Origin of the sequence: Plantactinospora sp. WMMC1484 (genome assembly GCF_049315195.1) — a bacterium.
GTDB lineage: Bacteria > Actinomycetota > Actinomycetes > Mycobacteriales > Micromonosporaceae > Plantactinospora.
In genome coordinates, this window is the sequence record NZ_CP186055.1 from 1,723,133 (window position 1) to 1,735,025 (window position 11,893).

General features: G+C 70.9%; 9 protein-coding genes. All 9 read left to right on the forward strand.

The window, feature by feature from the left end; genetic code table 11:
* Window position 1: 1 nt before the first annotated feature.
* The 9 genes from ACN28C_RS07555 (at window position 2) to ACN28C_RS07595 (ending at window position 11,804) form a co-directional block, all read left to right on the forward strand.
* Window positions 2-2,497 carry an NADH-quinone oxidoreductase subunit G gene (locus tag ACN28C_RS07555; protein ID WP_422772836.1) on the forward strand — a complete coding sequence of 832 codons (2,496 nt, stop codon included), beginning with the start codon at window positions 2-4 and terminating at the stop codon, window positions 2,495-2,497.
* The gene (gene nuoH, locus ACN28C_RS07560) at window positions 2,494-3,897 is read left to right on the forward strand and encodes an NADH-quinone oxidoreductase subunit NuoH (RefSeq protein ID WP_422772837.1); all 1,404 of its coding nucleotides are present in this window, start codon (window positions 2,494-2,496) and stop codon (window positions 3,895-3,897) included. The genes ACN28C_RS07555 and nuoH overlap by 4 nt, the downstream gene beginning before the upstream one ends.
* A 1-nt stretch (window position 3,898) precedes the next feature.
* Window positions 3,899-4,492 carry an NADH-quinone oxidoreductase subunit NuoI gene (gene nuoI / locus ACN28C_RS07565; RefSeq protein WP_421495698.1) on the forward strand — a complete coding sequence of 198 codons (594 nt, stop codon included), beginning with the start codon at window positions 3,899-3,901 and terminating at the stop codon, window positions 4,490-4,492.
* A complete protein-coding gene (locus tag ACN28C_RS07570; protein ID WP_422772838.1) occupies window positions 4,489-5,259 on the forward strand; it encodes an NADH-quinone oxidoreductase subunit J in 771 nt (256 codons plus the stop codon). Before nuoI ends, ACN28C_RS07570 begins: the two co-directional genes overlap by 4 nt.
* A 2-nt stretch (window positions 5,260-5,261) precedes the next feature.
* Entirely contained in the window at window positions 5,262-5,579 is a 318-nt protein-coding gene (gene nuoK / locus ACN28C_RS07575) for an NADH-quinone oxidoreductase subunit NuoK (RefSeq protein ID WP_203869377.1), read from the forward strand.
* A gap of 13 nt (window positions 5,580-5,592) precedes the next feature.
* Window positions 5,593-7,518 (forward strand): NADH-quinone oxidoreductase subunit L, encoded by a 1,926-nt coding sequence (gene nuoL, locus ACN28C_RS07580; protein WP_422772839.1) that lies wholly within the window; start codon window positions 5,593-5,595, stop codon window positions 7,516-7,518.
* Window positions 7,519-7,564: 46 nt separating this feature from the next.
* Window positions 7,565-9,100, forward strand: coding sequence for an NADH-quinone oxidoreductase subunit M (locus ACN28C_RS07585; protein ID WP_422772840.1), 1,536 nt, complete (start codon window positions 7,565-7,567; stop codon window positions 9,098-9,100).
* 34 nt (window positions 9,101-9,134) lie between these two features.
* Window positions 9,135-10,694: an NADH-quinone oxidoreductase subunit NuoN gene (gene nuoN, locus ACN28C_RS07590; protein ID WP_422774566.1), complete on the forward strand. Its 1,560-nt coding sequence runs from the start codon at window positions 9,135-9,137 to the stop codon at window positions 10,692-10,694.
* A gap of 78 nt (window positions 10,695-10,772) precedes the next feature.
* The gene (locus ACN28C_RS07595) at window positions 10,773-11,804 is read left to right on the forward strand and encodes a polyprenyl synthetase family protein (RefSeq protein WP_422772841.1); all 1,032 of its coding nucleotides are present in this window, start codon (window positions 10,773-10,775) and stop codon (window positions 11,802-11,804) included.
* Window positions 11,805-11,893 lie beyond the last annotated feature (89 nt).

Genomic DNA, 11,893 nt, shown 5'->3' on the forward strand with positions numbered 1-11,893 from the left:
CATGACAGATGTGGCGAAGCAGACCGAGACTGTCACGCTCACCATCGACGGCATCGAGGTGACGGCGCCGAAGGGTGCGCTGCTGATCCGGGTCGCCGAGCAGCTCGGCATCGAGATCCCCCGGTTCTGCGACCACCCGCTGCTCGCCCCGGCCGGCGCCTGCCGGCAGTGCCTGGTCGACGTGGAGGGGCAGCGCAAGCCGGTCGCCTCCTGCACCCAGACCGTCGCCGACGGCATGGTGGTCCGCACCCAGCTCACCTCCCCGGTCGCCAAGAAGGCGCAGGAGGGGATCATGGAGCTGCTCCTGGTCAACCACCCGCTCGACTGCCCGATGTGCGACAAGGGCGGCGAGTGCCCACTACAGAACCAGGCGATGTCGACCGGTCGCGCCGAGACCCGCTTCCACGAGCAGAAGCGCGAGTACCCGAAGCCGATCAACATCTCCAGCCAGGTCCTGCTGGACCGGGAGCGCTGCGTACTCTGCCAGCGCTGCACGCGCTTCTCCGAGGAGATCGCCGGGGACAAGTTCATCGACCTGATGGGCCGGTCCAGCGCCGAGGAGATCAACGTCTACCGGGACGAGTACTACGGCGAGGAGGGTGAGGAGGGCGACGTCCCGTTCAACTCCTACTTCTCCGGCAACACGGTGCAGATCTGCCCGGTCGGCGCGCTGACCGGTGCCCAGTACCGCTTCCGGGCCCGCCCGTTCGACCTGGTCTCCACGCCGAGCGTCTGCGAGCACTGCTCGGCCGGCTGCGCCCAGCGCACCGACCACCGGCGCGGCAAGGTGATGCGCCGGCTGGCCGGCGACGACCCGGCGGTGAACGAGGAGTGGAACTGCGACAAGGGCCGGTGGGGCTTCCAGTACGCCACCGCCACCGAGCGGATCACCTCGCCGCTGGTCCGGGACGCGAAAACCGGTGAGCTGCGCGAGGCGTCCTGGAGCGAGGCGTTCGCCGTCGCCGCCGACGGGCTGCGCGAGGCCCGGGACTCGGCCCGCGGTGTCGGGGTGCTGACCGGCGGCCGGCTCACCGTCGAGGACGCGTACGCGTACGCCAAGTTCGCCCGGGTGGCGTTGCAGAGCAACGACATCGACTTCCGGGCCCGGCCGCTCTCGGCCGAGGAGGCCCAGTTCCTGGCCAGCTCGGTGGCGGGGATCACCGAGGTGACCTACGCCGACGTCGAGCGGGCCCCGACCGTGGTGGTCGCCGGGCTGGAGCCGGAGGAGGAGTGCCCGATCCTCTTCCTGCGGCTGCGCAAGGCATACAACAAGCGCGGGCTGAAGGTGCTGGCGCTGGCCCCGTACCTGACCCGGGGGTTGGCCAAGATCGGCGCGACGGTGCTGGCCGCCGCCCCCGGCGACGAGGCACGGCTGCTCGCCGGGCACGCCTCGGTCGCCGAGGCGCTGCGCCAGCCCGGCGCGGTGCTGCTGGTCGGCGAGCGGCTGGCGACGGTGCCGGGCGGGCTCTCCGCCGCCGCCGAGCTGGCCGAGCGTACCGGTGCCAGGCTGGCCTGGGTGCCGCGGCGGGCCGGGGACCGGGGCGCGGTCGACGCCGGCTGCCTGCCGAACCTGCTGCCCGGCGGGCGTCCGGTCACCGACGCGGCCGGCCGGGCCGAGCTGGGCGGCGTCTGGGACCTGGCCGCCGGGGTCATCCCGAGCCAGCCGGGCCGGGACACCGACGGGATTCTGGCGGCGGCGGCCGGGGGTTCGCTCGGCGCGCTGGTGGTGGCCGGGGTCGACCCGGCCGACCTGGCCGACCCGAGGCTGGCCGGCGAGGCGCTGGAGAAGGTGCCCTTCCTGGTCAGCCTGGAGCTGCGGCACAGCGCGGTGACCCGCCGCGCCGACGTGGTCTTCCCGGTCGCCCCGGCGGTGGAGAAGGCCGGCAGTTTCCTCGACTGGGAGGGCCGGCTGCGCACCTTCGACGCGGTGCTGAACACGGCCGCGATGACCGACGCCCGGGTGCTGGACGCGATCGCCGCGCAGCTCGACGTGCGGCTCGGCACCGGCGACGTGAACGCCGTCCGCCGTGAGCTGGGCGCGCTGCCGGCGACCGGGGCCAACCGTGCCGCCGCCCCGGCCGTCGCGCCGGCCGGGCCGGTCCGGCCCGGTCCGGGCGAGGCGGTGCTCGCCACCTGGCACCAGCTCATCGATGACGGCACCCTGACCGAGGGCGACCCGCTGCTGCGCGGCACCGCCCGGCCGCCGGTGGTGCGGCTCGGCAAGGGCGCCGCCGAGGCGCTGGGGGTGGCCGAGGGCGAGGCGGTGACCGTCGGCACCGACCGGGGTGCCCTGACCCTGCCGGCGGCAATCACCGACCTGCCCGACGACGTGGTCTGGCTGCCCACCAACTCGCCCGGTGCGGGCGTCCGGCGCAGCCTCGGCGTCACGTCCGGCGCGATCGTCCGGCTCACCGCCGGCCCGGCCACCCCGGTCGCCGCCGACGAGGCCGGCCGGCCGGGACCGCTGTTGAACAGCGCTGGAGGGGGTACCCGATGACGTTCGCCTACCTTGCCCAGGATCCGACGCTGGCGGACTTCGGCAAGGATCCGTGGTGGCTCGTCCTGATCAAGATCGTGGCGGCGTTCGTCTTCGCGGTTCTCGCCACCCTGCTGGGTGTCTGGTTCGAGCGCCGGGTGGTGGCCCGGATGGCCCAGCGGCCCGGCCTGAACCAGATCGGCCCGTTCGGTCTGCTCCAGACCCTCGCCGACGGTCTCAAGATGGCCTTCAAGGAGGACATCCTGCCGAAGTCGGCGGACAAGGTCGTCTACTTCTTCGCACCGACCATCTCGGTGATCAGCGCGGTCACCGCGCTCTCGGTGGTGCCGTTCGGCCCGATGGTGAGCATCTTCGGCGAGCGGACCCCGCTCCAGGTCACCGACGTCTCGGTGGCCGTACTCGTGCTGCTGGCCTGCTCCTCGATGGGCGTCTACGGCATCGTGCTCGGCGGCTGGGCCTCCGGCTCGACCTACCCGCTCCTCGGCGGCCTGCGCTCCAGCGCCCAGATGATCTCCTACGAGGTGGCGCTCGGCCTGAGCATCGTCGCGGTCTTCATGACCGCCGGCACGATGTCGACGAGCGGCATCGTCGCCGCCCAGGGCGAGGGCACCCGGTTCAACCTCTTCGGCCTGGTCGACCTGCCCGCCCCGGGCTGGTACGCGATCCTGCTGCTGCCGAGCTTCGTCATCTTCTTCATCTCCACGGTCGGTGAGACCAACCGGGCGCCGTTCGACCTGCCCGAGGCGGAGTCGGAGCTGGTCGCCGGCTTCATGACGGAGTACAGCTCGCTCAAGTTCGCGCTCTTCATGCTCAGCGAGTACGTCGCCATGGTGACGATGTCGGCGGTCACCACGACGCTCTTCCTCGGCGGTTGGCGGGCGCCCTGGCCGATCACGTTCTGGGAGGGCGCCAACTCGGGCTGGTGGCCGCTGCTCTGGTTCATGGCCAAGGTGATCGGCCTGGTCTTCGTCTTCATCTGGCTGCGCGGCACGCTGCCCCGGCTCCGTTATGACCAGTTCATGCGGCTCGGCTGGAAAGTGCTGCTGCCGATCAACCTGGTCTGGATCATGGTCCTGGCCGGCATCCGTACCCTCCAGAAGGAGGACGTGCCGGACTCCTACCGCTACACGATCATCGCCGGCGCGGTCCTGGTCGTCCTGCTGTTGACGCTGCTCTGGCCGAGCAAGAAGCGGCCGCCGCAGCGGACCCTCCAGGAAAAGGTCAACCGGCGACCCTCCGGCAGCTTCCCGCTGCCGCCGATGGATCTGGCGGTGCCGCCGAGTCCACGGATGAAGCGAGCGGTCGCCGAGCGGGAACCGGCGAACGTGGGCGCCGGACAACCGGCCGGAGCCGGACAGCCGGGCGGAACCGGCGCCGGTCACGACGAGAAGGAGGTGTGACGTGGGCGCGATCACCGGATCGTTCAAGGGTTTCGGGGTCACCTTCTCGCACATGTTCAGGAAGGTCGTCACCACCGACTACCCGTTCAAGCCGCCGGTCTCCGCGCCGCGCTACCACGGGCGGCACATCCTCAACCGGCACCCGGACGGGCTGGAGAAGTGCATCGGCTGCGAGCTCTGCGCCTGGGCCTGCCCGGCCGACGCGATCTACGTCGAGGGTGGCGACAACACCGAGGACCAGCGCTTCTCCCCGGGTGAGCGGTACGCCAGCACGTACCAGATCAACTACGCCCGCTGCATCTTCTGCGGGCTCTGCATCGAGGCCTGCCCGACCCGTTCGCTGACCATGAGCAACGAGTACGAGCTGGCCCGGGACAACCGGCAGGACCTGATCTTCACCAAGGAACAGTTGCTGGCGCCGCTGCTGCCCGGCATGGAGCAGCCGCCGCACCCGATGCGGCTCGGCGACACCGAGAAGGACTACTACGTCGGCGCGCTGACCAACCCCGGCACCTCGGCCGGTGCCGAGCGGGCGCCCTGGTCCGAGACCGGCACGGTGGACGGCTCCGGTACGACGGGAGAGACGGCGTCATGACCGGAGAAGCGGTGCTCGCCGCCGCCGGCGGGGTGACCGGCGGGGAACAGGTGGTCTTCTGGGTCCTGGCCCCGCTGGCGCTGCTCGGCGCGATCGGCATGGTCTGGGCCCGCAACGCGGTGCACTCCGCGCTCTGGCTGGTGCTGACCATGCTCTGCCTGGGCGTCTTCTACGTGATCCAGGCGGGGCCGTTCATCGGCCTGGTGCAGATCATCGTCTACACCGGCGCGATCATGATGCTCTTCCTCTTCGTGCTGATGCTGGTCGGCCGGGACGCCTCCGACTCGCTGATCGAGACCCTGCGCGGCCAGCGGATCGCTGCGATCCTGCTCGGGCTCGGCTTCGGCGCGCTGCTCGCCACCGGGCTGTGGCGGGCGCTCGGCCAGGCCGACGCGGTCGGCCTGGAGCAGGCCAACGCGAACGGGAACGTGCAGGGCATCGCCGCGCTCCTCTTCACCAGGTACGTCTTCGCCTTCGAGGTCACCTCGGCGCTGCTGATCACGGCGGCGGTCGGTGCGATGGTCCTGGCCCACGTGGAGCGGCGCCGGCAGGACCGGATGGACCAGGTCGCGACGATGCGGGCCCGGTTCCGGCCCGGCAACTACCCGGGACCGAAGCCCGGCCCCGGCGTCTACGCCACCTCCTCGTCGGTCGCCACTCCGGCCCGGCTCCCGGACGGCGGTCTGACGGAGCGGAGCGTGCCGCAGATCCTGCCGCAGCGGGAGCTGACGGCGGAGGAGACGGCGCTGAAGGGGACGGAGCGATAGGCATGTCGAACTTCTTCTCGGTGTCGCCGAACCACTACCTGATCCTTGCCTGCCTGCTCTTCACGGTCGGCGCGGTCGGGGTGCTGATCCGGCGCAACGCCATCGTCCTCTTCATGTGCATCGAGCTGATGCTCAACGCGGCCAACCTCGCGCTTGTCACGTTCAGCCGGATCAACGGCGACCTGAACGGTCAGATCATGGCGTTCTTCGTCATGGTGGTGGCCGCTGCCGAGGTCGTGGTCGGACTGGCCATCATCATGACGATCTTCCGGACTCGGCGCTCGGCGAGCGTCGACGACGCCAACCTGCTGAAGTACTAAGAGGGGCCCACCAGTGGAACATTCTGTGGAGTACGCCCACGCCACGGGGTTGCTGGGCAGCGTGTGGCTGCTGGTGGCGATCCCGCTGGTCAGCGCGGCGATCCTCCTGCTGCTCGGCCGGCGGGCCGACCGGTGGGGGCACTGGCTCGGCGTGGCCAGCGTCGGCGTCGCCTTCGTGCTCGGCCTGAGCTACTTCCTCTCGCTGCGCAACCTGGAGAACCGCTCGGTCGAGCTGAGCCTCTGGGACTTCATCGCGGTCGGCGACCTGCACGTCGACTTCGGGCTCCTCTTCGACCCGCTCGCCGCGGTCTTCGTCCTGCTGATCACCGGCGTGGGCTTCCTGATCCACGTGTACGCGGTCGGCTACATGTCGCACGACGCCGGCCGGCGGAAGTTCTTCGGGTTCTTCAACCTCTTCGTCGCGGCGATGCTGCTGCTGGTGCTCGGCAACAACTACGTGATGCTCTACGTCGGCTGGGAGGGCGTCGGTCTGGCGTCGTACCTGCTGATCTCCTTCTGGCAGGACCGGCCGAGCGCGGCCACCGCCGGAAAGAAGGCGTTCCTGATGAACCGGGTCGGTGACGCCGGCCTGGCCATCGCGATCTTCATCATGTTCGCCACCCTCGGCAGCACCCAGTACGCCGACGTCTTCAACGGCGCCGAGGCGCTCGCCGGCGGTACGGTGCTGGCGCTCGGCCTGCTCCTGCTGCTCGGCGCGGCCGGCAAGTCCGGCCAGTTCCCGCTCCAGGCCTGGCTGCCGGACGCGATGGAGGGCCCCACCCCGGTCTCCGCGCTGATCCACGCCGCCACCATGGTGACCGCCGGCGTCTACCTGATCGCCCGCTCCAACCCGATCTTCTCGCTCGACCCGACGCTGCAGACGATCGTGGTCAGCGTCGGCGCGCTCACCCTGCTGATGGGCTGCGTCATCGGCGCGGCCAAGGACGACATCAAGCGGGTCCTCGCCTGGTCGACGGTGAGCCAGATCGGCTACATGTTCCTCGGCGTCGGGCTCGGCGGCGGCGCGTATGCGCTGGCCATCATCCACCTGCTGGCGCACGGTTTCTTCAAGGCCAACATGTTCCTCGGGGCCGGCTCGGTGATGCACGGCATGAACGACCAGGTGGACATCCGGCGGTTCGGGGCGCTGTCGCGGTACATGCGGATCACCTGGGCCACCTTCGGGCTCGGCTGGCTGGCGATCATCGGCATGTGGCCCTTCTCCGGCTTCTTCACCAAGGAGCCGATCATCGTCGCCGCCTTCGAGCGGGAGGACTGGACCGCCTGGCTCTACGGCGGCGCCGCGCTGCTCGGCGCCGGGCTGACCGCCTTCTACATGACCCGGCTCTTCGTGCTCACCTTCCACGGCCCGAAGCGGTGGACCGAGGACATCGCGCACCCGCACGAGTCGCCGCCGATCATGACCGTGCCGCTGATCCTGCTCGGCCTCGGCTCGGTGGTGGCCGGCGGCCTGATGGCCAGCCCGGTCGCCGACTGGCTGAACCCGGTGCTCGGCGGGCACGCCGAGGGCGCGCACCACGAGCCGGTGCTTTCGCACACCGTGATCACGATCCTCTCGCTCGGCCTGACCGTGCTCGGCGCGGCCCTGGCCTGGCTGCTGTTCCGCAACGGCACCGCCCTGACCGAGCAGCCGGCCGGCCCGGTGGTCCGGGCGGCCCGGCGCAACCTCTACACCGACGCGTTCAACGAGGCGGTCTTCGAGAAGCCGGGGGTCTTCCTCACCCGGGCGCTCGTCTACCTCGACAACCGGGGCATCGACGGGCTGGTCAACGCGCTCGCCGCCGCGGTCGGCGGTGGGTCGGGCCGGTTGCGGCGGCTGCAGACCGGCTTCGTCCGGTCGTACGCGATGTCCATGCTGACCGGCGCCGTGCTGGTGGTGGCGGCGTTCCTGGCAGTCCAACTGGGGTGGTTGGCGTGACCGACCGACACCGATCGGGCACTGACGACGGAGGTAAGGCCGAATAATGTCCGACTTCCCCTTCCTCTCGGTGCTCACCGTCGCGCCGCTGGTCGGCGCGCTCGTGGTGATCTTCCTGCCGGCGAGCCGGGGCGAGCTGGCCAAGCGGATCGCGCTGGGCTGGTCGCTGGCCGTGCTGGTGCTCAGCGTCTTCATGTGGATCGCCTTCGAGGCCGGCGGCGACCGGCTTCAACTCCGCGAGTCGTACGCCTGGATTCCGCGCTGGGGGGTGAACTTCACCTTCGCCGCCGACGGCATCGCGCTGGTCATGCTGATGCTGATCGCCCTGCTGGTGCCGCTGGTGATCCTCGCCTCCTGGCACGACGCGGAGAAGTCCAAGCGCTCGGTCCCGGTCTACTTCGGGCTGCTGCTACTCCTCGAGTGCACGATGATCGGCGTCTTCGCCGCCGCCGACGTCTTCCTCTTCTACGTCTTCTTCGAGGTCATGCTCGTCCCGATGTACTTCCTGATCGGCAGCTACGGCGGCCACCAGCGGCAGTACGCGGCGGTGAAGTTCTTCCTCTACTCGCTGGTCGGCGGCCTCTTCATGCTGGCCGCCGTGATCGGGCTCTGGGTGGTCGGCGGCAAGACCTTCGACTGGCAGGCACTGACCCAGATCGACATCTCCACCGGCACCGAGCGCTGGCTCTTCCTCGGCTTCTTCCTCGCCTTCGCGATCAAGGCGCCGTTCTTCCCCTTCCACACCTGGCTGCCGGACGCCGGTGGGGCGGCCCCGGCCGGCGCCGCCGCGCTGCTGGTCGGCGTGCTCGACAAGGTCGGCACCTTCGGCATCCTCCGCTACTGCCTGCCGCTCTTTCCGGAGGCGTCGAAGTGGTTCGCCCCGTGGGCGATCGCGCTGGCGCTGGTCGGCATCATCTACGCGGCGCTGCTGGCGGTGGGGCAGAACGACCTCAAGCGGCTGGTCTCCTACACCTCGATCGCGCACTTCGGTTTCATCGGGGTCGGCATCTTCGCCTTCACCACCCAGGCCGGCAGCGGCGCGGTCCTATACATGGTCAACCACGGGCTCGCCACCGGCCTGCTCTTCCTGGTCGTCGGGATGCTCGTCGCCCGGCGCGGCTCCGCGCTGATCACCGACTTCGGCGGTGCCGGCAAGCTGGTGCCACTGCTGGCCGGGGTGCTCTTCTTCGCCGGTCTCGCCTCGCTGGCGCTGCCCGGTACGGCGCCGTTCGTCTCCGAGTTCCTGGTGCTGATCGGGACGTACACGGTGAACAAGCCGGTCGCGATCGTCGCCACCGCCGGCATCATCCTGGCCGCCGCGTACGTGCTCTGGATGGTGCAGCGGACCACCCAGGGCACCCTGAATCCGGCGCTCTCCGGCGTCGAGGGCATGCGGCGCGACCTGTCGGTGCGGGAGAAGGTCGTGGTCGCCCCGCTGATCGCCCTGCTGCTGGTGTTCGGCTTCTATCCGAAGCCGCTCACCGACGTCATCAACCCCGCCGTGCAGGCCACCATGGAGCAGGACCTCGGCAGGCAGGATCCGGCGCCGACGGTGGGCACCGTCCAGGAGGCACACCGGTGAGCCGGCTGCCAGTCGCGCACGTAAGGAAGGTCCGATAGTGGATCTCAAGCTACCGCCAATCGACTACGCGGCTCTGGCGCCGATCCTGGTGCTCTTCGGGGCCGCCTGTCTCGGCATCCTGGTCGAGGCGATCCTGCCCCGGGCGCGCCGGCACCTGACCCAGCTCATCCTCGGCCTGTTGGCCGTGACCGGCGCCCTGGTCGCGGTGGTGCTGAACGCGAACGACCGGTTGATCACCGCCGGTTCTGCGGTCGCGGTCGACGGCCCGACGCTCTTCCTCCAGGGCGCGATCCTGGTGCTGGGCGGGATGGGGCTGATGCTGATCGGCGAGCGCTCGGTGCAGCGCGGCGGTGCCTTCGTGGCGCACGCGGCGGTCACCGTCGGGTCGCCGGAGGACCAGCGGCAGGCCGCCGACGAGGGCGGGGCGACCGAGGTCTACCCGCTGACCCTCTTCGCCATCTCCGGCATGCTGCTCTTCGTCGCCGCGAACGACCTGCTGACGATGTTCATCGCCCTGGAGGTCTTCTCGCTGCCGCTCTACCTGCTCTGCGCGCTGGCCCGCCGCCGGCGGCTGCTGAGCCAGGAGGCGTCCCTCAAGTACTTCCTGCTCGGCGCGTACGCCTCGGCGTTCTTCCTCTTCGGCATGGCGCTGATCTACGGCTTCACGGTCGGCGCCGGTGGCAGCGGCGCCGGCGGCGGGGTCGACTTCGCCACCATCCGCGCCGCGGTCACCGACTCGGCCGCCAGTGAGGTGCTGCTCTTCGCCGGCCTGGCGCTGCTCTCCATCGGCCTGCTGTTCAAGATCGCCGCTGCGCCGTTCCACGTCTGGACCCCGGACGTCTACCAGGGCGCGCCGACCCCGATCACCGGCTTCATGGCCGCGTGCACCAAGGTCGCCGCGTTCGGCGGTCTGCTCCGGGTGCTGCACGTGGCCTTCTCCGGGGCGAGCTGGGACTTCACCCCGGTGCTCGGTGCCGTCGCGGTGCTGACCATGGTGGTCGGGGCGGTCCTGGCGGTCACCCAGACCGACATCAAGCGGCTGCTGGCGTACTCGTCGGTGGCGAACGCCGGCTACCTGCTGGTCGGCGCCCTGGCGCTCTCCAGGGACGGCCTCTCCGGCACGATGTTCTACCTCGTCGCGTACGGCTTCACGGTGCTCGCCGCGTTCGGCGTGGTGACCCTGGTCCGGGACGCGGAGGGAGAGGCGACCCACCTGTCCCGGTGGGCCGGGCTCGGCCGCCGCTCGCCGCTCTACGCGGGCCTCTTCACCTTCCTGTTGCTGGCCTTCGCCGGTATCCCGATGACCAGCGGCTTCACCAGCAAGTTCGCGGTCTTCGGGGCGGCCCTGGACGCCGGGCAGTCCTGGCTGGTGATCGCGGGCGTGCTGACCAGCATGATCCTCGCCTTCCCATACCTGCGGGTCGTGGTGATGATGTGGCTCTCCGAGCCGGGCGAGTCCACCCCGACGGTGTCGCTGCCGGGTGGGCTGACCGCGGCGGCGCTGATGATCGGTGTCGTCGCCACGCTGGTGCTCGGGGTGGCCCCGGCGCCGCTGCTGGACCTCGCCAACGGCGCCGCCGAATTCGTCCGATGACCGGGCTCCCGCTGGCCCGGACCGGGGCCGACCGCCCCCGACCAGGGGTGGGCCGGCGGATGTGGCATGGTTGAGGGCATGGGGGGAACGGCTGAGGGTCTGGCGGCGCTCGGGCTCGACACGATCGGGCTCGACTTCGCCGACGCCCGCGTGGAGACCTCGGTGGCCACCATGCTGGCCAGCGTGGAGACGGAGCTGCGCCGCAACGTCGAGAGCGCCGACCCGCTGGTCGCCGAGGCGGCCCTGCATCTGACCCAGGCGGGCGGCAAGCGGTTCCGGCCGCTGCTGGTCGCGCTCGGCGCCCAGTTCGGCGACCCGACCGCGCCGGAGGTGGTGTCGGCGGCGCTGGTGGTGGAGCTGACCCACCTCGCCACGCTCTACCACGACGACGTGATGGACGAGGCTCCGGTGCGCCGGGGAGCGCAGAGCGCCAACTCGCGCTGGGGCAACTCGGTGGCGATCCTGGTCGGCGACTTCCTCTTCGCCCGGGCCGCCGACATCGCCGCCGAGCTCGGCCCCGAGGCGGTCCGGCTGCAGGCCCGGACGTTCGCCCGGCTGGTGCACGGGCAGATCGCCGAGACCGTCGGCCCGCGCGGCGCCGACCCGGTCCGGCACTACCTGCACGTGATCGCCGAGAAGACCGGCTCCCTGATCGCCACCTCGGCCCGGTTCGGCGGGCTGTTCGGCGGCGCCCCGGCCCGGCATGTCGAGGCGCTGGCCGGCTACGGCGAGACCATCGGGGTCGCCTTCCAGCTCTCCGACGATCTGCTCGACATCGCCTCCGAGTCGGTGCAGTCCGGCAAGACCCCGGGCACCGACCTGCGGGAGGGCGTGCCGACCCTTCCAGTCCTCTACGCGCTCGCCTCCGAGGACGGCGACGCGTCCTCGGCCCGGCTGCGCGAGATTCTCACCCTCGGTCCGGTCACCGACGACGCACTGCACGCCGAGGCGCTCGGCCTGCTCCGCGAGTCACCGGCGCTGAAGCGGGCCCGGGAGACGGTGCGTAGCTATGCCGAGGAGGCCCGCACCTGCCTCGCCCCGCTGCCCGACACCGCCCCCCGACAGGCCCTGGAGTCGCTCTGCGACTTCATCGCCGACCGCACCGGCTGAGGTTGCCGACCGCACCGGCTGAGGCCACCGACCCGCCGGACCGGACGCTGCCGCCGCGCGCCCATTGTTGTCGACCCCGCCGGCTCGAA

Coding starts and splice junctions, on each gene's coding strand:
- ACN28C_RS07595 (WP_422772841.1), top strand. CDS start 10,773: ATGGGGGGAACGGCTGAGGGTCTGGCGGCGCTCGGGCTCGACACGATC.
- nuoH (WP_422772837.1), top strand. CDS start 2,494: ATGACGTTCGCCTACCTTGCCCAGGATCCGACGCTGGCGGACTTCGGC.
- ACN28C_RS07555 (WP_422772836.1), top strand. CDS start 2: ATGACAGATGTGGCGAAGCAGACCGAGACTGTCACGCTCACCATCGAC.
- ACN28C_RS07570 (WP_422772838.1), top strand. CDS start 4,489: ATGACCGGAGAAGCGGTGCTCGCCGCCGCCGGCGGGGTGACCGGCGGG.
- ACN28C_RS07585 (WP_422772840.1), top strand. CDS start 7,565: ATGTCCGACTTCCCCTTCCTCTCGGTGCTCACCGTCGCGCCGCTGGTC.
- nuoK (WP_203869377.1), top strand. CDS start 5,262: ATGTCGAACTTCTTCTCGGTGTCGCCGAACCACTACCTGATCCTTGCC.